24 protein-coding genes are annotated in these 23908 nt (G+C 38.1%); 16 read left to right on the forward strand and 8 right to left on the reverse strand.

Annotation, left to right across the window (positions count from 1 at the left end):
- Positions 1 to 9: 9 nt before the first annotated feature.
- From fahA to hppD, 3 genes are all read right to left on the reverse strand, one after another.
- The gene (gene fahA / locus LQ188_RS22185; RefSeq protein WP_230178302.1) at positions 10 to 1305 is read right to left on the reverse strand and encodes a fumarylacetoacetase; all 1296 of its coding nucleotides are present in this window, start codon (positions 1303 to 1305) and stop codon (positions 10 to 12) included.
- Complete coding sequence (locus LQ188_RS22190; protein WP_230178304.1) at positions 1302 to 2246, reverse strand: hypothetical protein; 945 nt, start codon at positions 2244 to 2246, stop codon at positions 1302 to 1304. Before LQ188_RS22190 ends, fahA begins: the two co-directional genes overlap by 4 nt.
- A 61-nt stretch (positions 2247 to 2307) precedes the next feature.
- Positions 2308 to 3429, reverse strand: coding sequence for a 4-hydroxyphenylpyruvate dioxygenase (gene hppD, locus LQ188_RS22195; protein WP_230178305.1), 1122 nt, complete (start codon positions 3427 to 3429; stop codon positions 2308 to 2310).
- A gap of 240 nt (positions 3430 to 3669) precedes the next feature.
- On the opposite strand from hppD, the gene LQ188_RS22200 reads away from it, so the two are divergent.
- The 10 genes from LQ188_RS22200 (at position 3670) to LQ188_RS22245 (ending at position 13545) form a co-directional block, all read left to right on the forward strand.
- Positions 3670 to 3915, forward strand: a complete 246-nt coding sequence (locus tag LQ188_RS22200) for a DUF1450 domain-containing protein (protein WP_157830942.1) — start codon at positions 3670 to 3672, stop codon at positions 3913 to 3915.
- A gap of 176 nt (positions 3916 to 4091) precedes the next feature.
- On the forward strand, positions 4092 to 4733 hold the full coding sequence (locus LQ188_RS22205) for a hypothetical protein (RefSeq protein ID WP_157830943.1): 642 nt from the start codon (positions 4092 to 4094) through the stop codon (positions 4731 to 4733).
- Between the two features lie 358 nt (positions 4734 to 5091).
- Positions 5092 to 5766 (forward strand): GntR family transcriptional regulator, encoded by a 675-nt coding sequence (locus LQ188_RS22210; protein ID WP_101221517.1) that lies wholly within the window; start codon positions 5092 to 5094, stop codon positions 5764 to 5766.
- Positions 5753 to 6670, forward strand: a complete 918-nt coding sequence (locus LQ188_RS22215) for a hydroxymethylglutaryl-CoA lyase (protein ID WP_230178306.1) — start codon at positions 5753 to 5755, stop codon at positions 6668 to 6670. The genes LQ188_RS22210 and LQ188_RS22215 overlap by 14 nt, the downstream gene beginning before the upstream one ends.
- A gap of 123 nt (positions 6671 to 6793) precedes the next feature.
- A complete protein-coding gene (locus LQ188_RS22220; RefSeq protein ID WP_101222210.1) occupies positions 6794 to 7957 on the forward strand; it encodes a CoA transferase in 1164 nt (387 codons plus the stop codon).
- A 206-nt stretch (positions 7958 to 8163) separates the two neighbouring features.
- Positions 8164 to 9495, forward strand: coding sequence for a citrate:proton symporter (locus LQ188_RS22225; RefSeq protein ID WP_101221519.1), 1332 nt, complete (start codon positions 8164 to 8166; stop codon positions 9493 to 9495).
- A gap of 219 nt (positions 9496 to 9714) precedes the next feature.
- Positions 9715 to 10251: a gamma carbonic anhydrase family protein gene (locus LQ188_RS22230; RefSeq protein WP_101221520.1), complete on the forward strand. Its 537-nt coding sequence runs from the start codon at positions 9715 to 9717 to the stop codon at positions 10249 to 10251.
- A 283-nt stretch (positions 10252 to 10534) separates the two neighbouring features.
- The gene (locus LQ188_RS22235; protein ID WP_230178307.1) at positions 10535 to 10840 is read left to right on the forward strand and encodes a YerC/YecD family TrpR-related protein; all 306 of its coding nucleotides are present in this window, start codon (positions 10535 to 10537) and stop codon (positions 10838 to 10840) included.
- Between the two features lie 658 nt (positions 10841 to 11498).
- Positions 11499 to 12908: a processed acidic surface protein gene (locus LQ188_RS22240; protein WP_230178308.1), complete on the forward strand. Its 1410-nt coding sequence runs from the start codon at positions 11499 to 11501 to the stop codon at positions 12906 to 12908.
- A gap of 1 nt (position 12909) precedes the next feature.
- Complete coding sequence (locus tag LQ188_RS22245) at positions 12910 to 13545, forward strand: class D sortase (RefSeq protein WP_230178309.1); 636 nt, start codon at positions 12910 to 12912, stop codon at positions 13543 to 13545.
- Positions 13546 to 13690: 145 nt separating this feature from the next.
- On the opposite strand, the gene LQ188_RS22250 is transcribed toward LQ188_RS22245, so the two are convergent.
- From LQ188_RS22250 to LQ188_RS22260, 3 genes are all read right to left on the reverse strand, one after another.
- Complete coding sequence (locus LQ188_RS22250) at positions 13691 to 14089, reverse strand: DoxX family protein (protein WP_101221524.1); 399 nt, start codon at positions 14087 to 14089, stop codon at positions 13691 to 13693.
- 634 nt (positions 14090 to 14723) lie between these two features.
- Positions 14724 to 15305 (reverse strand): YitT family protein, encoded by a 582-nt coding sequence (locus tag LQ188_RS22255; RefSeq protein WP_230178310.1) that lies wholly within the window; start codon positions 15303 to 15305, stop codon positions 14724 to 14726.
- A 318-nt stretch (positions 15306 to 15623) separates the two neighbouring features.
- Positions 15624 to 17114: a DHA2 family efflux MFS transporter permease subunit gene (locus tag LQ188_RS22260; protein ID WP_230178311.1), complete on the reverse strand. Its 1491-nt coding sequence runs from the start codon at positions 17112 to 17114 to the stop codon at positions 15624 to 15626.
- A 523-nt stretch (positions 17115 to 17637) separates the two neighbouring features.
- Here LQ188_RS22260 and LQ188_RS22265 point away from each other — a divergent pair.
- The 5 genes from LQ188_RS22265 to LQ188_RS22285 all read left to right on the forward strand — a co-directional run bounded on the left by LQ188_RS22265 (position 17638) and on the right by LQ188_RS22285 (position 22608).
- Entirely contained in the window at positions 17638 to 18456 is an 819-nt protein-coding gene (locus LQ188_RS22265) for a TIM barrel protein (RefSeq protein WP_230178313.1), read from the forward strand.
- A gap of 24 nt (positions 18457 to 18480) precedes the next feature.
- A complete protein-coding gene (locus LQ188_RS22270) occupies positions 18481 to 19824 on the forward strand; it encodes an amino acid permease (RefSeq protein WP_101221528.1) in 1344 nt (447 codons plus the stop codon).
- 134 nt (positions 19825 to 19958) lie between these two features.
- Positions 19959 to 20972: an SIS domain-containing protein gene (locus LQ188_RS22275; RefSeq protein ID WP_101221529.1), complete on the forward strand. Its 1014-nt coding sequence runs from the start codon at positions 19959 to 19961 to the stop codon at positions 20970 to 20972.
- Between the two features lie 57 nt (positions 20973 to 21029).
- On the forward strand, positions 21030 to 21812 hold the full coding sequence (gene frlD, locus LQ188_RS22280; RefSeq protein ID WP_230178315.1) for a fructoselysine 6-kinase: 783 nt from the start codon (positions 21030 to 21032) through the stop codon (positions 21810 to 21812).
- 67 nt (positions 21813 to 21879) lie between these two features.
- Complete coding sequence (locus tag LQ188_RS22285) at positions 21880 to 22608, forward strand: GntR family transcriptional regulator (protein ID WP_230178317.1); 729 nt, start codon at positions 21880 to 21882, stop codon at positions 22606 to 22608.
- A gap of 36 nt (positions 22609 to 22644) precedes the next feature.
- Here LQ188_RS22285 and LQ188_RS22290 read toward each other — a convergent pair whose 3' ends face one another.
- Together LQ188_RS22290 and LQ188_RS22295 are read right to left on the reverse strand one after the other, a co-directional pair.
- On the reverse strand, positions 22645 to 22815 hold the full coding sequence (locus tag LQ188_RS22290) for a hypothetical protein (RefSeq protein WP_202190529.1): 171 nt from the start codon (positions 22813 to 22815) through the stop codon (positions 22645 to 22647).
- A gap of 42 nt (positions 22816 to 22857) precedes the next feature.
- Positions 22858 to 23358: a DinB family protein gene (locus LQ188_RS22295; RefSeq protein ID WP_101221532.1), complete on the reverse strand. Its 501-nt coding sequence runs from the start codon at positions 23356 to 23358 to the stop codon at positions 22858 to 22860.
- Between the two features lie 308 nt (positions 23359 to 23666).
- Here LQ188_RS22295 and LQ188_RS22300 point away from each other — a divergent pair, with 308 nt between their 5' ends.
- On the forward strand, positions 23667 to 23873 hold the full coding sequence (locus tag LQ188_RS22300) for a hypothetical protein (protein WP_101221533.1): 207 nt from the start codon (positions 23667 to 23669) through the stop codon (positions 23871 to 23873).
- Positions 23874 to 23908: the final 35 nt, after the last annotated feature.

The raw sequence follows: 23908 nt of genomic DNA on the forward strand, positions 1-23908 counted from the left end.
GATTAGTTGCTACATCTTCACTTTATGGGTACCTAAAATCTTTGCCTCCGAAAGGGCTGGCAAAACTTGACCGCTTACTTCACCAAATCCAATTCGATACCCATCTCCTTGACACCAGCCACTGATGGTCAACTTGTCCCCATCCTCAATCCAGCTTCGTTCGCCCCCGCCTTTAAGTTGAAGCGGTTCTGTGCCGCGCCATGAAAGTTCAAGGAGGCTGCCTCGTTCTTCACGGCTTGGACCGCTGATAGTTCCAGATCCATGCATGTCACCGGGACGCATATTACAGCCTGTAATGGTGTGGTGAGCCACTTGCTGAGCGATTGACCAATACATATATCTAAAGTTGGTATTCGTAATCCTAGTTGCTTGTTCTGTATTTTCTGGTGTCAAATGAACTTCAAGGTTAATATTAAATGCCCCATCTTTTTTTTGCTGCAGGTAGGGAAACGGCTCTGGATCCTGTTGCGGTCCAGCAGTACGAAAAGGTTCCAGTGCTTCTAGCGGCACGACCCAAGGCGAAATGGATGTAGCAAAGTTTTTAGAAAGAAATGGACCAAGAGGCTGGTACTCCCATGCTTGTATGTCACGTGCACTCCAGTCATTTACTAGAACGAGCCCGAAAACATGATCTTCAGCCTGATTAACTGGAATTGGTTCCCCAAGAGTATTGCTGGGTCCAATAAACCAGCCCATCTCTAGTTCGAAATCAAGCTGTATCGAAGGTCCAAATACTGGATAATCTGCATCCTTTGGTTTGCGCTGTCCCGAAGGACGCCGCACCTGGGTACCACTTGGAACGATGGAACTGGCCCGTCCATGGTAACCAATCGGCAAGTGTGTCCAGTTTGACATGAGGGCATTGTCTTTCCCTCTGAAAATTGTACCCACATTGGTCGCATGCTCTCTTGAGGCATAAAAATCTGTATAGTCTCCAATATTTGCAGGAAGAAGCATCTCTATATCTGCCAATGGGTGAAACGCTTTAAAACGAAGCTCTTCATTATCACGTAGTACAGACGTTTTCGAATCCAAAAGGTATTGAAGTTTGTTACGTACAGCAGTCCAAACCGGACGGCCAAGTGACATAAATTGATTAAGTGAGGAAGAGGAAAAGACATTTTTTCCTTCTGCACCTGTCCCACTTAGCAAGCCAATCTCATCGATTACAGATAAATCAAGAACATAATCACCGATGGCTGTACCGGCACGGGGGCTTTGCCCGTTTTTTTGGAAAATGCCGTATGGTAAGTTTTGAATTGGAAAATGTGATTCTGATGTTGTCTCAATAAAGGAATGTTTCATCTTACTGCCTCCCCATGAAAAATAGTAAGCTCCCCTAGTTCCTCCCGAGGCTCATTAAAGCTGCAGCTTCCATAGGAAGCTGCAAAGAAACTCCGTGCTTTGATGATTTCGGCCGAACTGACTGTCAAATCGCGCCAGGAAAGCGAGTCTGTTGTAAATGAAAAATTAGTTGGGTCTTCATCATGCAAAATGGCTTGAATGGTTGCTGTATTAACCGAACGGCTATATGCCATAATAGAAGCGGTAAATACGTTAACAAAACCATGCATGCGTGTTTTAACTTCCGTTCGGTACTGGCGTATCGGATGGTGCAGACCAGCTGTGAATTTAAGTGGCAGTTCTCGTTTCTGGCATTCGTGAATAACGAATGCTGCTTGATTGACTGTAGGAAACAAATTAGTCGTGATTCCACCCATGCGCATTTTGATACCTATACGTTTTAGGGATTTTTGGTTAATCGAATGTATAGTATCCAATGTGTTTAGAAATTGATCATTCGTTCCTTTCATTTCGCAATAAATGGGATAACTCCCAGTTTGTTTTTCAAGATTCTCCAAGAATGAATAATTAACCTGTGTTGGAAGCGGAAATTCTATTGCTTGTATGGTTCCAGCTGTTTTATATGTTTCTAAAAAATGACGAATAGCTTCCATTTCGGTTTCGATTTCTTCGAATTTCGTAAAAATAACAGATAACCGAAGTGGATATTTGTCATTAAATAGAGCTTTATATGGTTTAAGTTCACTCAATCTTGAAGCAGGAATAACAAACGGGCCGAGCATCCAGCTGTCCGAATCATGGATGTATGCATGAAAATTTGAAATAGCTTCTGAAAGCGGAAGTGCAGCCGGTGGAAATAGACCTGCATAATCAATGAGTTCGGTCATAAAATGACTGACCGCTTCTTCTCTCCACTTTACATTTACTTTTGTTAACAACAACCTCAACACCTCCTATTAAAGGAGGCCATACCGCGAGAGACAACGGTATGACCGTTCCAAATCAAATATTTCCGCGAAGTTCTTGTTCGCGTTCAATCGATTCAAACAATGCTTTAAAGTTTCCGTCGCCGAATCCAAGTGCACCTTTACGCTGTATGATTTCGATAAACAGTGTTGGACGGTCAACAAGTGGTTTAGTAAAGATTTGAAGCAAGTATCCTTCATCATCACGATCGACCAGAATATTAAGTTCTTGAAGTCGTTTCACATCTTCATCAATATCTCCTACACGATTGGCAAGTTCTTTATAATAAGTCTCAGGGGTGTTTAAAAATTCCACACCATTTTCTTTGAGGGCAGCCACCGTGCCGATGATATCGTTTGTCAAAAGGGCTAGATGCTGAACGCCCGGTCCATTATAGTAATCTAGGTATTCTTGAATTTGAGACTTTCGCTTTCCTTCCGCAGGCTCATTAATTGGGAACTTAATGCGTCCTGTTCCATTCATCATGACTTTTGACATTAGAGCAGAGTATTCTGTCGAAATGTCTTCATCATCAAAATGCTTCAGAACAGTAAAACCGAATGCACTTTCATAATAGTTTGTCCATTCTTCCATATCTTCCACATTACCAACGAGGTGGTCAACACCAATTAATCCGGTTGGTTGAGATTCAAGGGTGTTCTCGCGAGCTTCAAACCCTGGCATAAATACGCCTTTATAATCGACTGATTCTACAAGCGTATGAATTGTATCCCCATATGTACCTAATATCGCTTTTTTTACCTTGCCGTTTTCATCTTCTTCCACCCATGGTTCCCGAAGAGCGATGCCACCTCGTTCGATCGCACCCGCATATGTTTTTTCTAGATCCTTTACTAGGAGGGCGATATCTTTTACACCCTCGCCATGAAGTTTTATAAACTCGGCAACGTCTGTATTGTCTGATAGGGTACCTGTTAAAATCAATCGGATAGCGCCCTGTTCCATTACGTAAGATACACGGTCACGGGAACCTGTTTCTAATCCTTTATATGCTACAAGTTTGAAACCGAAAGATTTCGCATAGTAATAAGCAGCCTGCTTTGCGTTTCCTGTATAGATTTCTACGTAATGAACACTCTTTACCGGGAACAATTCTTCTTTCTTAGTTTTAGGTGATGCTACCATTTTTTCAGCCATTTTAACCTCTCCCTTATCATTTTTAACTTTAAGTAACAGAATTTTCGAAATTTAGATTCTGTAATGTTTCACATCTTAATCTATAAAAATTCATCGCGCAAATATGTGTTTTAACGCGTTTAGTATTTATGGCATAAGTCTTTTAAACCGTTAAAGCGAATATGCGTTTGAGTGTACTCTTGCAAACTTTTGGTTAATCCAATTAAAATGTTGGCAACAAAAACCGAAGGGGAGTTAGCCATGAAAATTAACGTAAAGTTCTGTCCATGTAATTTCGAAGACGAGTTGGAAACTATGAAGGGAAAATTAATTGAGCGAACCGATTTGGAGGTTATTGAAGAAAGGTGCTTGTTATACTGCGGCCAATGTTTGATGGAGCCATTCGCACTTATAAATGGTGAAAACATTGTCGCAGACGATCCGGATGAACTTTATAAAAAAATAGATCAATATGTGGCTAACATTAAACTAGGGGAAATCGTGTAAAACCGAAAGAAAATATATTTGATAGATGTTTTGATCGAGAATTATATATTTAGAGTTGTTACTGTCCGGAAACTTGAGACCTTCAGAAGGAATCTATATATGATAAAATATAAGTAAGCCCTACTCCAAAATGCATGATAGTAGGGCCTTATTTTTATTCTGAAGGGAATTTCATTATGACTGCATTAATTGGTAAAAAGTTTGAAAATGGTGTATTTATTATGGCTGATAAAAGAATAACCTATAGAGGAACCGAAAACTTCAGTGATGATGAAAAAAAAGTAATAGCATTAAATCAAAATGTAATTTTTGCATTTGCGGGTGTTAAAAATATCATCGATATATGCATGGAGGAACTAAAAATGTTTTCTCTTGGAACAAATTCAATTGAAGAAATCGAGGCACAATCTCAAAAATTATTTAGAAATTCATTGGAGATGTTCCAAAAATTATATCCTGAACAGGATTATGCAACTGTTTATTTATTGGCGGGGTTCACAGCTGATGGTATACCTCGTGTCACTTACTTCTCATCAGATGATGCTTTTCAAAAAAGCCATCCTCTCGATTTTTTTTATAAAACATTTCCGAATACAGAAATGATGTATCTTCGGAATTATTTAATAAATGAAGTGGATGCCACCAGAACAGATCTAAATTATTTTATCATTCAATTTTCTTCTGCCATCCGACAGATAAACAATGAAAAGGTTAGTAAGACTGCGTATTCTATATTCTTAACCAAAAATGGCTTATTTGAGATAGACATTGATGAAGATGGAATCATTAAGATTGTACAAATGAATCTTGATAGTTAAAACAAAGGTGATAATGCTGACAGCAGATTCATTTATTTTTGATTAAAGAAAGCTATTTAACTTTAACGCGGTGAAAGCTAGCCGTTTTACAGAATGTATGCTTTAATGTATAAGCTTGCAGTGGTGGGAAACTTATAATAACATTTAGAAAAATTGTGGAAATTAGTGACTAAATGATTTTAATTCACTAATTGCACAGTGAAGGGAAGGTGCAACTTAAAAAAATCGAGTCTTCAGTTATGAAGCTGCAGAAAAAAATATCCACTATAGTCAAAAACAACAAATTGATTTATGATGAGGTAGACATATATTTTTTTGTATACATTATCTGAAAATTATGACTATGGGTGTGATAAAAATGAAGTTAAAAACAATACAGTCGCAAACTCTTCAAAATCAAGTATATGAATATTTACATGAACAAATTGTAAGCGGCAACATACCACCTGGACAACGAATCGTGGAAGGAAAGGTTTCTCAGGAAACAGGTGTCAGTAGAAGTCCAATCCGAGAAGCGATCCGCAGGTTAAACAGTGAAGGATTAGTATCCGTCAGTCCAAGAGGCGGAGTAAGAGTATACCGCGCAACCTTTTCAGATTTTAAATATCTTTATGAATGCAGGTTAAGCCTGGAACCTACAGCTGCTTTTTATGCCGCTTCACGTATGAATGAAAAACAGCGTAAACAATTGTCAGATTCAGTTGATAAAATGAATCTCATGGTTGATAAGAATGAGCTTGAAAAATTAAAGGTCCTAAGCAGCCAATTTCACTACCTGATTGTGGAGGCTAGTGGTAATCCTTATTTGATGAAAATGATGAATCAGTTAAATTCCTTAATTTCTTTTTATCGAAATGCCGTATTGAATATCCCAAAGAGAATAGAAGAGGGTGCCGATGAACATAAAGCGATATGGAATGCTATTAAAAATGAGGATGGGAAAGCTGCAGAGGAGTTAATGAAGGCACATATTCAACGTGATTATCAATTTTATGTTTCCATGTACTCGGGTGTTAAGGATGACGAATATTAATAAAAGGAGAGTGAAAAAAATGATTTTTCCAGAAAAACTTAAAATTCGTGATGTTACATTGAGAGATGGCCTGCAAAATGAACCTGTTTTTGTCGAAACCGATCAAAAGATATATAAAATTAAAAATTTAATTGAAGCAGGATTTGACCGCTTGGAAGTCACTTCCTTTGTTCATCCAAAGTGGGTTCCTGCTATGAAAGATGCGGATGAATTAGGACAGAATCTGCCAATGGCTCGTGGAGTAGAATATGAAGCTTTGGTCCCAAATAAAAGAGGATTAGACAGGTTCCTAAATTCAAAGATTCACAATGCGCTTTTTTTCCTCTCTGCGAGCACACAGCATAACCAGGCAAATTTAAATAAGAGTTCTAATGAATCTTTAATTGAAATAAAAGATTTAATTGAAGAAACGACTAAGGAGAGTAGAAAAACAATTGGTGCAATTTCAACGGCATTTGTTTGTCCGTTTGCCGGGATCGTACCATACTCAGAGGTGGAAAGGATTGCAGAGTACCTCGTTAATAATGGGGTTTGCGAATTAGGCCTGGGTGATACAATCGGCAAAGCAACGCCGAGACAGGTATATGAATACTGTAGCCGTTTGGTAGAGAAGTTTCCGGATATTCCTATTGGGCTTCATCTGCATGATACCTATGGATACGGATTGGCAAATGTTATGGCTGGGATACAGGCTGGTGTTCAATTAATTGATGTAGCCCAAGCTGGACTAGGAGGATGTCCATATGCTCCTGGATCTCCTGGGAACATTCAGGCAAGTCGTGTAGTAAAATTTTTAGAAAAACAGAATATCAAAACAGGTTTGGATTTGGAACATTTAACGACATTAGATACCGAATTTCCCCAACTGTTAGGAGACAGTAAAGGATTAACAAAAACAGTATAAAGTTAATTCAAAATTAGGAAAAACCACACAGTTGATTGTATACGTTATTGGAATGTTCAGAAAATTAAAAAAGGTAATTCAGAAACAGGTAGGATATGTTAATAATTGAAGGGCGGGAATACAATGAGAAAACCTTTAGAGGGTATTAAAGTTTTAGAATTAGGTAACTTTGTAGCAGCTCCGTTTGCCGGGAAGATTTTTGGTGAATTTGGTGCTGAAGTGATCAAGGTTGAGGATCCCAATAAAGGGGATTCTTTACGAAATTGGCGAGTGATGCATAACGGAACGTCCCTGTGGTGGTACGTGCATGCAAGAAATAAAAAATCCATAACTCTTAACCTTCGTGAAGAAGAGGGACAGGAGATGGTTCGGGAGTTAGCAAAAGATGCGGATGTAATTATTGAAAATTTCCGGCCAGGAACGTTGGAGAAATGGGGAATTGGCTATGAAGACATTAATAAAATTAATCCAAGTATCATTATGACAAGGATTTCTGGTTATGGCCAAACAGGCCCTTACCGAAACAAAGTAGGATTTGGCAGCGTGGCGGAATCGATGGGTGGCCTTCGGTACCTGACAGGATTTCCTGATCGTCCCCCAGTTCGAGTTGGTTTAGCAGTTGGTGATTCTATAGCAGGTTTATATGCAGTGAATGGTACGTTAATGGCATTAAGAGCGAGAGATAACGATCCATTAAAAAGAGGACAATATGTGGATGTCGCTCTAACTGAAGCGGTATTTTCTTTGCTGGAAGGCGTGCTGCCAGAATACGATTTAAAAGGAATAATAAAAGAAAGAACAGGTGCTACCTTGGAAGGAATTGCTCCTTCAAATACCTATATATGTGCAGATGGTAAATATATCGTCATTGCGGCAAATAGCGATAGTATTTTCAAAAGATTTGCGCATGCGATAGGACGGCCAGAATTTGCGGAAAATCCGACTTATTTAACCAATAATGGCAGAGCTGAAAATGCAGAATATCTAGATCAAGTCATTGAAGAGTGGACTAGGAAACACTCACAAAAAGAAGTGCAAAAAATATTAGATGAGGCTGGTGTGCCGGTTGGGCCTATTTATAATATTGAAGATATTGTAAGGGATGAACATTATCAAGCACGTGATATGCTTCAGACGGTCACTTTGCCGGATGGGGAGCAGGTACTAGTTCCAGGAATTGTACCAAAACTATCTGAAACTCCAGGCAGCATTGAATGGATTGGTCCTGAACTAGGACAACATAACGAAGAAGTCCTTGGGGGAAAAAAATTGAATCAGCAAAAATAGTTTACTTTATTCTTGCTAGCTAAACCTTAAAACATGTCATGCCTGGCTGTCGGCTTACACAGGTAAACAGGGAATGAAAATCTTTAAGATAAAAGGGGGTTATAATGCTTCTTTTCTGACCTGAGAAAAAAAGAGAGGGTTACAGTAAATTTCCAGGCATATTTGAAAGCGGTACCAATAACGAACCTTGGGGAGGAACTAAGTTTATGTTATCTATTTTAGGATTTGCTATGATTTGTACCTTCTTATTTTTGATTATGTCAAAACGTATATCTCCGTTTATTGGCCTAACGATTGTACCTATCATATTTGGTTTAATCGGAGGATTTGGACCAGAATTAGGGACATTGATAATGGAAGGTATTCAAAATGTAGCGCCTACCGCAATTCTTTTGTTATTTGCCATTTTGTATTTTGGTGTCATGGTAGATACAGGGTTATTCGATCCATTAACCTCAAAGATTATAAAGTTAGCTAACGGAGATCCACTAAAGATTATCGTAGGAACTGCTGTGTTAGCGGGAATAATAGGATTTGATGGTGATGGATCCACGACGATGATGATTGTTGTAACGGCTTTTCTTCCTCTATATAAAAAAATGGGGATCAGTCCTATCATATTGGCCTCCATTACAATCATGCAAATTGGTATCACAACACTTGTTCCGTGGGGGGGACCTGCTGGCCGCGTAGCGAGTGTGTTAAACCTTAATCCAACGGAATTATATCTTCAAATGTTGCCTGGAATGCTTGTAAGTTTGCTATATGTTATTACCGTTGCTTATTTTATCGGTTTGAAAGAAAGAGCTAGATATAAAAAGGAAAATACCGAATCTTATTCTATACCTGAAGCTAGAATAATAGATGCTGCAATTGAAAGCGCTACAATAGAAAATATCTCACCAAAAAACACAAACATTAAGCGTCCCAAATTAATTTGGATCAATTTCCTTGTATCAATAGTTATCATGGTTGCCATTGTACTTGAATGGTTACCTGCTGCCGTACTCTTTATCATTGGTACAGCACTAGGACTACTCATTAATTATCCAGTCTTAAATGATCAACGAGATCGGGTCGCCGCTCATGCACCTAATGCAATAGCAGTGGTTGCGATGGTTTTTGCTGCTGGGATTTTCTCGGGAATTTTCAAAGGTACTCCAATTTCTGAATCTATGGCACATTCGATTGTTTCAATTATCCCTACAGACCTTGGTCCATATCTGGCTTTAATAACAGCGGTTGTTAGTGCACCTGCCATCTTTTTAATTGGTCCTGATGGATTCTACTTTGGGATTTTGCCAGTCCTGGCTGAAACTGCTTCTACTTACGGCATTGATACTTTATCAATGGGAACAGCTGCATTGTACGGCACTCCTTTTGGTATCATGGGTCCGCTCGTAGCATCTGTTTATTTATTGATTCACATAACGGGTATCAGCCTAGGTGATCTTCATAAATATGCAGCAAAATGGTCTTTAGGGATATTGCTTATTTATATCATCGTAGGAGTGATTTCAGGGACGATCTCTTTCTAAAAAATGAATTCTAAACAAAATCATTGGAGAGAAGGAGGACAATCCAAAGGTAGCTGTAAATGTGGAGACATAATAAGGGAAGGAACCGTGGCAGTTGTATGCAGGGTCCAGATTTAAGATTCTTATACTATATTGATGGTGTTAAAGAAAGGCTCCGAATAGAGGTACCTCTGGTTTTATTATGGAATAATGAACATAACGCAAAAGGAGGAATGAAGAATGATTCATAAATTTAAAGGACACTTCCCCAATGTACATTCAAGCTCATATATAGCCCCAGGAGCACAGTTAATTGGAAACATAGAACTTAAGGAAGATACGTCCGTTTGGTTCAATGCCGTTTTAAGAGGGGATAATGAGAAAATAACGATAGGAAAAGGATCAAATATTCAAGACGGTGCAATAGTTCACGTGGATCCAGGTTTTCCAATTAAAGTGGGTGAAAATGTTACTGTCGGACATAACGTGGTTCTACATGGCTGTACTGTAGAAGATGGCGCGTTAATTGGTATGGGCGCAACAATTCTAAATGGAGCAGTAATCGGAGAAGGCTCTCTAATCGCTGCTGGGGCTCTAGTTCCAGAAGGAAAGATAATTGAACCGGGTGTTTTAGTAGCCGGTGTTCCCGCTAAGGTCATCAGAAAACTTACACCAGAAAACATAGAACAGGCAAAAGAGGGAGCATCACAGTATATCAAAAATGGCGCTCTATATAAGAAAGAGAACATAAGCGTAATAGAGAAAGCATTCAAATAATTAGAATGCACTTGTACGTTAAAAGTGAGAAGGCAGGCTGTCCGCAAGATTGGACGAGTCTGCTAAATTATTAATAAAACGGTAGAAGCAAAAGAACCTTTTTTTATGTAAGGCCATTTGCATGGGAGTTGCAAGGTATATATTGCATTTCATACCTCCTTCCGAGTGTGATTAAAGTGTCAGTCTGTTGAAATTGGTTCCCGTTTTAGCATGGGTAGGCAATAGGAGCGCATCCTCAATGTGAAGATAAATATTATTTTGAAAACTTTATTGGAGGTCAATTATGTACAAAAGTAAATTGTCTGAAAAAAACATACAACAATTATTAAAGGCTATCCTTTCTTTACGGACACAAGAAGAGTGTATGGCTTTTTTTGATGATTTGTGCACAATGAATGAAATAAAAGCTTTTACCCAAAGACTAGAAGTTGCCAGAATGCTTCGGGATGGCTTTACATATGAAGGAATCGAGGCAGAAACCGGTGCCGCTTCAGCTACAATTTCAAGAGTTAATAAACTTTTGAATTATGGGAGTAATGGTGGGTATCAGATGTCGTTAGATCGCATGGATACTACTAAAAAATTTTAAGAGTTTCGGCAGATGGGTTTGACTTTTGGGTCTAGGTTCATCTTTGGATTTTTGGTAAAAAATATCAATATATATAGAAGAAACACGTCAATAAATAGCTTTTCATTTTCTTTTAAACATACATCACTTGAGATTGTCATTTACAGTCTCTTTTTTTGTTTGAAAAAGTGTAATCGAAGATAACTTTTATAAGTTAGAAGGATACACTTACAGGAAATGGGGAGTTGCATCATGTTGTAGAAGAGGGAGCATGAAGATGGATTATCTCTTTTTTTCGCTATGTCTAAGTGCATATTTATAGGATATGAATTCCGATACTTTTAGACTGATTACTTTACTTGATTTGGCAAAATTGATGGCTGAATAGATGGATAGTCCGGAGGTCAATTTGTTGTTAATTTTTCGCTTTAGTTAAATTTAGTAGGAATACAATATTTATAATTTTTTATCCGGAGACACAAGGGGAGGGGTTGTTGTAATCGATATATTAATAGGAAGAAATACGTCTTTATATGAAATAAATGCTGCAAAAGCTAGTTTACAAAGTAAGTAAAATAGCAATTTCCCGTTAGTGGAAAAAATAACTTCATTGTTAAATTATTGTTATTACCTTATAATTTTCTAGAAACATATGAAATGTTATGAATAGGAGAAAAGTATGAAAAAACTGTGGACGATTTTAGTTTCATTTACGTTGTTAATTAGCTTATTCCCGCAATTAGCATCGGCAGCACCAAGCAAAAATTTTGAGCAGGACCTTACAAAGTATTTAAAAGAGGTAAGCCTTGTCAGGGGTTTTCAAGTGACAAAGGATGATATTGAAACATCTCTTTCTTTTTACGACGAAAGTATTAAAAACTTTGAATCTATTGGTGATCTTAAAGAAGCCTTGGGCGAAGTCATTAAGGCAGATTTAAGTAATCTAGATGCCATCTATGATGATTATAATCTAACCAATGAGAGCCTGATTAATCTATTACACGAAAATGGTGAAGAACTAGACGATTATATCTTTATCTGGGACCTCGATGAAGCTGTTTATTTCTATACAGAAGAGGGCGATTTTGAACGCGATCCGAACTTTGACAAAGAATTAGTCAATTATTTAGCCAAGGTTAGCAAGGAAAGAGGCTTCCAAGTAACAAAGGAAGATATCGAAGCGTCATTGGAACTCTATGATTTTAGCCTGGAAGAATTTGAATCTGTCGAAGAGCTTAGCGAATTCCTAGGTGACGTCATAAAGGCAGATCTAAGCAACTTAGACTATTTTAATGAGAATTATGGATTGGATAAACAAGCCTTGCTTCAAATGTTAGAAGAAAATGGTGAAAATATTAACGATTATATATACATAGATAATCTTGAAGAAACTGTTTGGAACCTTACTGGTGGCGGGATTGATGGCGAAGTTGCCGAAGACCTTCTTCCTATTTTCGAGCAGGAACTCGGTCTAACGGAAGAGGAATTAGAGCGGCTTGAAGACCATTTGATGTCTTTGGAAGACCATCTTTCCAACCCGGAAACAGTCAAGCAACTTGAAGAATTGGGCAACCGCATGATGGCTTTCGAGGAATTTGATGTAGCAACCGAGCTTACAGCTGAACAGATAGCTGAAATGGCCTCAATCTATGAAGAGTTACTTTCCATCTTTAAGCTTAATGTTTCCTATTCCCTTGTGAAAAGTGGCTCGGAATCGCCTGTATCCCTTTTAGATTTAATGAAATTGGAAGAATTGAAGGGTGCTAACCTGAAAATAATGATATATAATACTGATGGGAAGTTCTTGGCTGATCTTTTAATAACAGGTGAAATGGTCGATTCTGATACTCTTACCAATGCAGGCGGGCAAATAAAGGAATCTGCAAAAGAGGTGCAAAAAACCATTGAAAAGGCACCAATTGCTAAACCAGTAAAACAAAAGATCAGTACCAATACTACTTCAGAACAACAAACCGTAAAAGGGGCTAAACTGCCAAATACCGCTTCCGATTATTTACCTAGCGCCCTTTTAGGATTATTTCTTGTCTTGATCGGAAGCTTGATGTATCGAAAAATTAGGAAAGCTTAATATGAAACAATTAAAGAAAAAGCGGCTGCTGCTGCTTTCTTGTACAATTGCCATCATTTTATTTGGGATTTGGTTTTCCACATCCAATATGTATAAGTTTGCAAAAGGCTACTTTCTTTACAAGACTCATGCTCCAAGTAGTCAAGTAAATGAAACAGTACAGAAAACACCAAGTGATAAACCAGCAAGTAATAAAACAACAAAGAAAGAGCTATATCCTGTCCGCCCTGAAACGGGTGAAGAAATCGGGGAATTGTATATACCCAAACTAAAAACAAAACTCCCTATTTTCCATGGCACAAACGAGGATGAATTGGAAAAAGGCGTTGGTCACTTTGCAGGAAGTGTGTTACCTGGTGAAAATGACAATTCCGTTCTTTCCGGTCATAGAGATACGGTATTCCGTAAACTCGGGCAAGTTGGCGAAGGAGATTTGTTGATAGTAACAACATCGGCAGGAGAGTTCACATACAAAATCAAAAAAGTTCGAATTGTGGATGAGGATGATCGAACCGTAATCGTACCAAAGCCACGGGCAACGCTAACCGTCAGTACCTGTTACCCCTTTGATTATATCGGGTCAGCACCTGAACGCTATATACTTGTCGCTTATTTGACTTCAAAAACAGTAAGTTAATCATCTAATTTCTAAAAACAAGAGTCCCAATAAGGAAACCTATTGGGACTCTTTTAATTTCTATTTTGAAAAGAAAACGAAGGTGAAAGTCACTATAACCAAATGAAAAAACACCGATATCGATGTTTTTTCATTGCTAATTTATTTATATTGTTAGGTTATCCTTATTACTCACTGAAGCGGATTTTAATATTTTATGATGATAAATATAAGAGCCGGCTATCAAAATATATCCGATAATGAAAAGCAGCCATCCACTGGCAGGATCGCCCACTGATATGCTTGAATACATAGCACCCGTCAAATCAAATACAAAACCTGCATAAGCCCATTCCTTGATTCTCGGAAAGCCAGGAATAAGTATTGCCACGACACCTAATAATTTGGCAATTCCAATAAAGGGTAGGAGGTAGGTAGGATAACCTAAATGATTAAATAAGTCGACTGCATCGGGAACAGACATTATATCCGGGATAGAACCCAAAACCATTAGTGCCACTAAAAGCCCTGTGAAAATCCAATATATAATTTTTGTTTTTTTCATCTATTCTCATTCCCTCCCTTAGATTGACATTCTAATCATATTCCACATTCCTTTTATTAATGCTTTCTGTAACAAATTATTAACATCAACGGTAATATCAAGAGTGAATATGCTGAATTCACGAGTAAACGGCGCGAAATCACGAGTAAAGAGCCAAAACTCACGAGTAAAACAGCAAAACTCACGAGTAAAACAGCAAAATTCACAAGTAAACGGCGCGAAATCACCAGTGTAGCACGAAATCCGAGTAAACGTGCGACTGTCTGCCAAGCCGCATCAAAGCAAGCGTCTACGGTACTCGGCTAGCCAGTTTTACGGCAGGAGTGCAGCAAATTTCTTAATTTTAGAGAGGATTTCCTCCGTTTGATCTTTACATCCTTAAGAAAGAGTTGATCACAAAATCATGAATTAAGATTATCGTTTGCCCAATTGTTCTATTCCAAAAGTCTACTGCTTGAAGGTGATTTTGGAGTTTTCTTTAATGTAAAAGGCAGTGGCTTCTTTAACCACTGCATTTCGATAAAAAATTTCTAGAATATTCCATGATTAGCTTTGCTGCTTTTATTCCTGAGGTGTTGGTGGATATGTATAGTGAACATTGCCAACACTGTATTTGACACATGCAGGTATGGCTTTATCTTATAAAAAAGTTTATTGATTTAAAAGAATTGATTAAAATGACGCATAACCCGACACAGGAAATCGTGATGAGGGAATACATTAACTTTAAGTCTTTCAATATAATAATTCCGGCAATTACTATGAGAGAATCAATGATAAAAATAATAATTCCAGGATTAGTTGCTGTAGCTTTAGAGATTAATAGTGCTAGTAAATCCACTCCACCGGGGCTAATATGTTGTCTCAGCATAAAACCGACACCAATCCCAATCGTCATTCCACCGATAATGGCACTTGTTATGATCGGTAGATGAACCAAACCGTTTAGTGGTGTTAACCAATCGATAATGGTTGATGTAAAAGCTAACCCAAGGATGGCATTAAAGAAATAAGATTTATCGTATAGAAGAGATAGAAGGTATATGGGAATATTGATCATAATCATGGTATGTCCAACCTGGATTCCCCACACATATTTGATTAACAAACTTATTCCAAATATCCCGCCATTTATTAGATGAATGGGAACGATAAACAGGTTAATACCAATTCCAATGCAAAAACTTGAAAAAAGCAGAGTAACTAACTTTTTCATTAATACATTCCCCTTGTCCAAATCATTATCTTAAAATATATGAGAGGAATGTAAATATATACTCAGCATATTTAAAGTACCGGTGCAATTTGTGAATTGTTGGCTTTGTTCTTCAGAAGATATTCTGAAGAGACATGGGATTACACTGGGTCATAATAAAGGCCGTCTCCTGGAGGCCAGGAAGTAATTTGGGCAAAAAAAGAGACACTCTTAAAAAGTGTCTCTTTTTTTTGCATTTATATGTCTTCATGGGGCAAGTCAGTTTAATAATATAAGAATTTTTTTACCTTGGAAAATAGGTTGATTTAGCCTTGATTATTAAAAGCTTTTTTTTGATAGGCGATTTGTAATGGTATCTTCTTGTGGTGATGTTTGCCGAATATAAAAGGCAAGTATGAATGCAACTATGGTCAAACCTGTTGCGATCATGAATGCATCATCCACTCCCATTACGCTGCCTTGTTTAATGGCCATCGCCATTTGTGATGTATTATCTGGTGATATATTCCTTTGAGATAAGATTTCCTGTACATGTTTCGTTCCCTGGTTTGTCATGATGGACACAAAGAATGCCATGCCAACAGCGCCTGCTACCATTCTCAATGTATTGACCATTGCTGTTCCATATTTGTTTAGGCTAAGTGCCAATTCATTTAATCCAGCTGTGAAGATAGGCATCATCAGTATCGACATTCCGAACATTCTAATCGTATATACCCATACCACATAAGAATAGGACGTATCTGTTTCAAGCCGCGTTAAAAGGTACGTTGTAATGATAGTGATGGCAAGTCCGCTCACCGCAAGCCATCTTGCACCAAATCGGTCAAACAGCTTTCCGGTGATAGGAGACATGATCCCCATTAAAATCCCGCCAGGCAATAGCATGAGACCGGATTCCATCGGAGTAAACCCACGGATATTCTGCATATAGATTGGCATGATGATCATTCCGGAGAACATACCCATAGTTGCGATGATGTTGATGATTGTCGTTAAAGTGAACATCCGATACCGGAAAATTCTAAACTCCAAAATGGGATGAGATACAGTGAATTGCCTCCAGACAAATAAAGCTAAACTGATTCCTCCAACAAGGAACATCATCAGTACCTCAGGGCTGCCCCAGCCCTTGGTGCCGCCTGTAGCAAATCCATATAGAACTCCGCCGAATCCGATAGTGGATAGAATTACACCCAGTTTATCGAGTTTAGGCCGGCTGGTTTTCCCTACTTTTTTAATGATGAAAATGGCAAAGATGAAGTCAAGCAGGGCGAATGGGAAAATGATAAAAAACAGAACCCGCCATGAATAGTTTTGGATAATCCATCCTGATAATGTCGGTCCTACAGCTGGGGCAAAATTCATCGCGATACCAAATATGCCCATTGCAAAACCGCGTCTGTTAGGTGGAAATAAAGTGAAAATTACATTTGTAATCAACGGGAACAAAATCCCCGCACCTGCAGCTTGAACCACACGTCCGATCAATAAGACGGAGAAGCTGGGGGCAATTCCACATAAAAATGTTCCTAATGCAAAGAGTCCCATCGAAGCAAGATATAATTGTCTTGTATTGAATCGTTCCATTAAGAAAGCGGTAATCGGGATGACAATCCCATTGACCAATAAGAAGATTGTAGTAAGCCAATTAGCTGTTGCAGCTGATATGTCAAAATGAGTCATTAATTGAGGCAATGCGATATTGATTAAGGTCTGATTTAAGAAAGCGACTAGAGCACCAGCCAGCATCACCGCAAACATGGGGCCTGTACGAATTTTAGTGATGGCTGTTTTTTCGTGATTCATTATTATGGCACGTCCTTTCCGCTAGGATAGTACAAATTGTACTGTCTGCTATTTTTAAAGAAACTAATTCGTCTCACGAAGTATTAGTGTAAACTAACCTATATTTTCCAATAAAATACACTATTTAAGGAGATTCATCTCAATTTACGCTTTTTTTGAGGTGTTTATTCTTTATTAACCACTAACTTGACAATATTTCAGGATACATTCTCATGGAAATCCCCCAGGCTAACATCCATTCTACAGGTATATCATATTTCAAACAATAATCACCAACATAATACTTACAATGTACCAGAGAAATTTTTGCACTAGGTATAAATACTTTAACATTCTATCATTCGTAGTCACTAAAAAATAGTTAATTTATAAAAAGGTGTGATGAACAATAAAATCACGACTTTTCCGCATTTTCCAAATGATTATTTTTTTAAATATTCAAAATAATCATTGCAAACAATGTATTGGTTAATTATAATACAAAACATAACAAATAAAAAGTCATTTTGAGGGGGTGAAAGAATTGAATATTGCAGGGATGAATATCACTTTTAGGCATTTCCCTTTTCATCATTTTTTGGAATGCATGGATAAACTTGAGATTAAAAGCATTGAATTATGGGGTGGGGAGCCGCATTTGTATGTTTATCGCAACATACTAGGAAATATAAGGAGTTTGAGAAGGGAACTTAAATCTAGAAATATGAAAATCATCTGCTATACTCCAGAACAATGTATTTATCCTTATAACATTGCATCCTCGGATGCTCATTGGCGAAAAAAAAGCATTGAATATTTTATGGAGAATCTTTACGCCGCGCTGGAGTTAGACACAAACATGATGCTTATCACTTCTGGAATAGGGGACTTTTCTGTTTCACAAGAGGAATCATGGAAGTATGCAAGTGACTCAATCTTTCAATTAACCAAAGTAGCTGAGAAGGAAGGTTTGATTCTTGCTTTAGAGCCATTGACAAAATATGAATCCAATCTGGTAATTGACTCTAAGGGGTTAAAGAAAATGTTAGAGGAAATCCAATCTCCTTCGCTAAAAGGAATGATAGATACAGTTTCCATGCAACTGGCAGGTGAAACACCTGATGAGTACTTTTCCTTCCTTCCCGAATTAAGCCATTTTCACCTAATCGATGGAGATGGTCAATCAGATACGCATTTGGCACTAGATGATGGTGTTTTAAATTGGAGAGAATATTTAACGAGTCTTAAAAGCCATGGTTACAAAGGAAGTTGTACTCTAGAGATTATGGGATCAAATTATTATCAAAATCCAAGCGATGCAATTATGAAATCTATTGAAAAAGTAAGGGAATTGGGAATTTAATCATCTAATTTGGAGGAACTCTTTATGAGTAATGGCACACTTACACGAAAACTGGGTTTTTGGTCTGCTCTAGCTATTGCTGTTGGAACTACTATAGGATCGGGTATTTTTGTCTCATCTGGTGATGTTGCAAGGGCTGCGGGTACTCCTTCCATTTCTATTCTAGCCTGGATAATAGGCGGGGTGATTGCCATACCTCAAGTAATGGTGCTGGCCGAGTTATCGACCGCATACCCCCAAAATGGAAGCGGTTACGTTTATTTAAATAAAGCTGGGTGGAGGCCTATGGCATTTTTATATGGATGGGCCACTTTCTGGGCGTTGGATCCTCCATCCATATCGATAATGGCTTTAGCGATTGTTTCTTATTTAGCAACCTTTTTCCCATTTTTCTCGGGAGTTGCCGGAAAATTATTGGGTATTGCAATCATCCTGCTAATCACATCGATTCATTATCGAAGTGTAAAAGAAGGAGGTCTTTTCCAGGTCATTATCACGGCTATCAAGATCATTCCTTTCCTGATCGTCATTGTGCTTGGAATAATGTATATGAACCCTGAAAACTTTGCTTATACTCCAGCGCCTGGTGCTCAAAAGTCAAGTTTAATAGGCGGTGTATCTGCAACCACATGGGCATATACGGGAATGGCTGCGATTTGCTTCATGGCTGGGGAGTTCAAAAATCCAGGGAAAATACTTCCCCGAGCTCTTATTAGTTCGGTATTCATCGTGTTGGCTTTATATACGCTGCTAGCCATTTGTGTCATCGGCTTGATGCCATTTGAAGAATTAATCAACTCCAATGCGGCTGTTTCAGAAGCTGTAAAATATATTCCGGGATTATCGGATATTGCATCATCATTTGTGGCCATTACAGCGATTATTGTTATCTTGGGTTCGTTGAGCTCTTGCATAATGTTTCAGCCCCGCCTTGAGTATGCAATGGCAAAGGACGGACTATTCTTTCAACGATTTGCGAAGGTCCATCCTAAATATGAAACTCCAAGCTTCTCCATCATCGTTCAGGTTACGTATGCATGTATTCTTGTGTGCTTCAGTAATTTAACAGTGTTACTTGGCTATTTCACACTGATTCAATTGGTTATTAACATTATGGACTTTGCCGCTGTTTATAAATGTCGTAAAAGGGATGATTATAACCCAATCTATCGTATGCCAATGTGGAGATTAACGACGGTGTTAGCTATTCTTGGAGCATCATGGCTGGCTTGGGGAACTTTTACTTGGGCGCCTATCCAAGGAGTGATTGCAGCATTGATCGTCATCGCAACAGGTCTGCCGGTTTACTATTATTGGGAAAGGAAATATGGATCCAAGAAAAATAACGACAGCGATATCGTGGCTTAACAGAATGTTAAGGGAAGTTGGACCTTCTTTTGACAAACGCACTAAAATTTAAAATAAAACAATTGTACAAATTATTATGTTTAGATATAATACAAGACATAACAAATAAATAGGGATATGGGAGGAAGCTGTTGATGCTAAAGTTTGATGAAGAGTTATTTCTAAATCTTGTAGAAAAAGAGGGCCTTGCTTTTAGAGGCCAGATCGAAGAAATCGTAGATGGAATCACCAAAAGGGGCTACAGCAATATTTTTCTGATCGGCGCTGGTGGCACCATAGCCATGATGTATCCGTATGAATACATTTTAAAGTCAAATTCTACCATCGATGTCCATGCAGAAATTGCTGCTGAGTTCATGGTGATGAATCATAAGCATTTCAGCAAAGATTCAGTCTGTATTTTTACATCTGTATCCGGGACTACTCAAGAAACAGTTGCAGCGGCTGAATATTGTAAAGAAAAAGGCGCTACTACAATAGCTTTAGTTGCAGAGCCAAATACTCCGTTAACACAAATTGCGGATTACTGTATAACGACAGGTTCTGAAACGCACTCTTTTGATACTTTCTTTATGCTTTTGTACATGGTCGTCTTCCGTTTCATGCATAACAACAATGAATTCCCGCAATATGAACAATTCACGAAGGAGGTTTCTCTACTTCCGCGTGCAATTCTAGATGCCGTTAAATCTTTTGACAAAAAAGCAGAGGAATTTGCCATTGCGCATAAAGACACGGATTACCACATGATGGTCGGTTCTGGTAACCTATGGGGAAACACTTATTCATATGCCATGTGCATTTTAGAGGAGATGCAATGGATCCAGGCGAAATCCATCCACGCGGCAGAGTTTTTCCATGGTACGCTTGAACTTGTTGTAGAAGATACAAGTGTTATTTTACTAAAAGGAGAAGATGAAACTAGACCGCTGATGGACCGTGTAGAGAGATTTGTAGAAAATATCTCGAAAAATTTAACGGTTATTGATACCAAAAGCTTTGAAATGGACGGTATCAGCGAAGAATTCAGAAAGCACTTTTCTGTTAGTATTAACTGGTCGGTATTAAGTCGAATCAGCGTTTACCTTGAGCGTGAAAGAAATCATCCATTAACACTTAGAAGATACTATCGCCAAATGGAATATTAAGATATGTGGAGCACTACTTAGTAGTGCTCTTAATTTTAAAGAAAGCGGGGGAAAATGATGAGAACGGTTACAGTCGGAGATAACTGTATGGATGTTTATCAAAAGAGCGGGGAGGTCTATCCTGGCGGTAATCCTTTAAATGTGGCTGTCTATTTAAAAGGGTTAGGTGCTGAATCTGCTTATATTGGCTGGGTGGGCTCCGATCAATACAGTGAAAAGATGGTTAAAGCGATTCAGGAAAAAGGTGTTGATATTTCCCATCTTTCGCGGAAAGAAGGAAAAACAGCTGTTACTTTTGTTGAAATGGTAGGAAATGACCGCAGGTTTGGAGAATACGACGAAGGTGTCATGGAACATTTCTGTTTAACGACGGAAGAACTCCATTACATTCAAACATATCAGCTTATACATTCAGGGATTTGGGGACATGCGGATAAGTACTATTCCTTTTTTAAAGAAAAAGGAATGCTCACGTCTTTTGATTTCTCAGATCAGCTAGATCACGATTTAGTGAAGACTTTACCGCAGTTTATTGATTATCCTTTTTTCTCTTATACGAAGGACGATGCTTTTATCCGCAAATTTTTAAAGGATGTAAAAAATCAAGGACCTAAAATTGCGGTCGCCACTTTAGGTGAAAATGGTTCACTTGCCTATGACGGCATTCAATTTTATCAATGCGGTGTCGTTGAAGCGAATGTGGTGGATACGATGGGGGCGGGGGACTCCTTCATTTCCGGTTTTATTTATGGAATATTGAAAGGCCATTCCATCGGCAATTGTTTAGAATTGGGCACAGAGTCTGCTGCGAAAACAATTAGCTATTTCGGTGCGTGGTGACTGGGACTGTAAATAATGTATAATAGGTAATAAATAATAAAATTTGACGGATAAGGATGAATCTAATATGAATTTAAATCCTTCAACCCCCCAGCCACTATATATGCAAATAAGGCAAATGTTGAAGAATGATATTCAGAACGGTAAATACAAACCAGATGAACAGATCCCAACCGAAGCAGAGCTTTGTGAAACTTATAACGTTAGCCGCATTACCATACGAAAAGCAATAGAGGAATTGGTGAAGGAAGGAACACTGACACGTATTCCGCGCAGGGGTACCTTTGTTGCATCTAATAAGTTTCATAATGAGTTGTTATCCATAAGTGGATTCTCAGAGTTTAGTCATCAGCTGGGGAAGATACCGAATTCCCGGATTTTACGAAGTGAGGTCATAGCCGCACCAAAAGAAGTTGCAGGTCATCTCCTCATTGAAGAAGGAAGCCCCGTTCTCGAACTTGAGCGACTCATGTATGTAGATGAGCGGCCGCTTTTCTACGATACCGCTCATTATTCGTTACTTCGTTTTCCGGATTTAGAAAAGAAGATTGCAAGGGATGAATCAACTTATAAGATCCTTTTGGAAGATTACCATACAGAAATAGTCAGTAACGATAAAATTATCGACGTGATTGGTGCTACAAAAATCTATGCTAAATATTTAGAATGCGATATTGGCGCAAATTTATTTAGAATAGTGAAGATTGCTTTCGATGCAAACGACCAACCTGTGCATCTCTCAACCTTCATGTGTGAAACCAACAAGGTCAATCTTACCGTTCATCGGGCAAAATAGGTCATGCCAATAATTTGGCATGACCTATTTAAATATCTAGTTTTGATTTTCCTCCTCCAATCTTTCTTCTGCGGTCATCGCATTTAAAATATCCTTACAATTAAAACATAAGATTTTCTTGTTATCTAACAGTATGCCGTTCAGGAAACCAGCCGTACAATATACATCACGTGCACAGCGAACACAAGAGCCAACTAGTTCATCCATCTATTAATCTCCTTAATCAGGAATCGGGTATAGTTTGGTGTTCTATTTTGCATAAAGATAAAGGCCAAAATCTTGCATAACGGAAGTGTGCCCCATTTGCCGTAACATGGTAGCTATATTGCCACGATGATATGATCCGTGAGTGACAATGTGTAATACCGATTCGGAAATGGTAGTTTCAAGCAATCCGGCATAGGGGTTATCCACGACAATTACCTTTTCCATATCCTCTGTACTCAGAAGTACTTTGTTTCTTTCGTATAAGTCTATAAATATTTTTTTCATTTCCTCAATACTTTTCTTTTCCACCGCTTCTTTTAATTGATTAGAAGATGCCATTGCTTCATTCATACTTTTACCTGAGATAATGTCAAACCACGCAAAATCTGTGAGATAAATATGAGACAACACTTTTGATACCGACGAAAAACCAGTCTGAATTTCCTTATGGTAAATGTGCTGTGGAAGTTCATTTAACCGATCGATGATGACTCCATTTGCCCACGCGTGATAGTTATACATTTCTTGCTCGGGGTGATTCATTTAAAAAACCTCCATATACACTAGTTTTTTCGTTTTGAACAATTTATGCAGTGAGAACAAAAGTATACAGGTGAATTCAATCCAGTATATACATTAATATGTTGTTCTCTAATATATATAACAATTCCTCCTGAAGATTCTCCCGATATATGTGCTCAACATAAATGTAAAATGTATAAAAATAAGAGATAATACGAACTACGAACATTGATTATTAACTGAATAGCTAATGGAGCATCACATATAGGCATTTTTTCTTGCAGGAAAATAGCTCCCTATATCGAACTGATAGTAAAGGAGATGGTAATATGAATCTGAGGATTAAATATAGGCTTTATATCCATGTAGACGGAAAACTTATTCCAGAACAGTATGACCGATACGAGATACTAAACGTCAGAGAAGGTATTGATCCAAATGATACTAAGGATTACCAAGAGCTTATTAAAAAATTGAGTAAGTCGATTAATCGGCCCTTAAATGAATTTGAAATAAAAGACTATGAATCAATGTAATTGCATCCATTTGAAGGTTGATCGAATGTTACGTA

It is taken from the genome of Peribacillus sp. Bi134 (genome assembly GCF_918698065.1).
GTDB lineage: Bacteria > Bacillota > Bacilli > Bacillales > DSM-1321 > Peribacillus.

Bases quoted from the DNA above. Each gene is read 5' to 3' on its own strand.
- LQ188_RS22230 (WP_101221520.1), top strand. From the start codon at position 9,715: ATGATTCATAAATTTAAAGGACACTTCCCCAATGTACATTCAAGCTCA.
- frlD (WP_230178315.1), top strand. From the start codon at position 21,030: ATGAGAACGGTTACAGTCGGAGATAACTGTATGGATGTTTATCAAAAG.
- LQ188_RS22300 (WP_101221533.1), top strand. From the start codon at position 23,667: ATGAATCTGAGGATTAAATATAGGCTTTATATCCATGTAGACGGAAAA.
- LQ188_RS22240 (WP_230178308.1), top strand. From the start codon at position 11,499: ATGAAAAAACTGTGGACGATTTTAGTTTCATTTACGTTGTTAATTAGC.
- hppD (WP_230178305.1), bottom strand. From the start codon at position 3,429: ATGGCTGAAAAAATGGTAGCATCACCTAAAACTAAGAAAGAAGAATTG.
- LQ188_RS22255 (WP_230178310.1), bottom strand. From the start codon at position 15,305: ATGAAAAAGTTAGTTACTCTGCTTTTTTCAAGTTTTTGCATTGGAATT.
- fahA (WP_230178302.1), bottom strand. From the start codon at position 1,305: ATGAAACATTCCTTTATTGAGACAACATCAGAATCACATTTTCCAATT.
- LQ188_RS22220 (WP_101222210.1), top strand. From the start codon at position 6,794: ATGAGAAAACCTTTAGAGGGTATTAAAGTTTTAGAATTAGGTAACTTT.
- LQ188_RS22290 (WP_202190529.1), bottom strand. From the start codon at position 22,815: ATGGATGAACTAGTTGGCTCTTGTGTTCGCTGTGCACGTGATGTATAT.
- LQ188_RS22225 (WP_101221519.1), top strand. From the start codon at position 8,164: ATGTTATCTATTTTAGGATTTGCTATGATTTGTACCTTCTTATTTTTG.
- LQ188_RS22200 (WP_157830942.1), top strand. From the start codon at position 3,670: ATGAAAATTAACGTAAAGTTCTGTCCATGTAATTTCGAAGACGAGTTG.
- LQ188_RS22250 (WP_101221524.1), bottom strand. From the start codon at position 14,089: ATGAAAAAAACAAAAATTATATATTGGATTTTCACAGGGCTTTTAGTG.
- LQ188_RS22285 (WP_230178317.1), top strand. From the start codon at position 21,880: ATGAATTTAAATCCTTCAACCCCCCAGCCACTATATATGCAAATAAGG.
- LQ188_RS22235 (WP_230178307.1), top strand. From the start codon at position 10,535: ATGTACAAAAGTAAATTGTCTGAAAAAAACATACAACAATTATTAAAG.
- LQ188_RS22260 (WP_230178311.1), bottom strand. From the start codon at position 17,114: ATGAATCACGAAAAAACAGCCATCACTAAAATTCGTACAGGCCCCATG.
- LQ188_RS22245 (WP_230178309.1), top strand. From the start codon at position 12,910: ATGAAACAATTAAAGAAAAAGCGGCTGCTGCTGCTTTCTTGTACAATT.
- LQ188_RS22275 (WP_101221529.1), top strand. From the start codon at position 19,959: ATGCTAAAGTTTGATGAAGAGTTATTTCTAAATCTTGTAGAAAAAGAG.
- LQ188_RS22215 (WP_230178306.1), top strand. From the start codon at position 5,753: ATGACGAATATTAATAAAAGGAGAGTGAAAAAAATGATTTTTCCAGAA.
- LQ188_RS22295 (WP_101221532.1), bottom strand. From the start codon at position 23,358: ATGAATCACCCCGAGCAAGAAATGTATAACTATCACGCGTGGGCAAAT.
- LQ188_RS22270 (WP_101221528.1), top strand. From the start codon at position 18,481: ATGAGTAATGGCACACTTACACGAAAACTGGGTTTTTGGTCTGCTCTA.
- LQ188_RS22205 (WP_157830943.1), top strand. From the start codon at position 4,092: ATGACTGCATTAATTGGTAAAAAGTTTGAAAATGGTGTATTTATTATG.
- LQ188_RS22210 (WP_101221517.1), top strand. From the start codon at position 5,092: ATGAAGTTAAAAACAATACAGTCGCAAACTCTTCAAAATCAAGTATAT.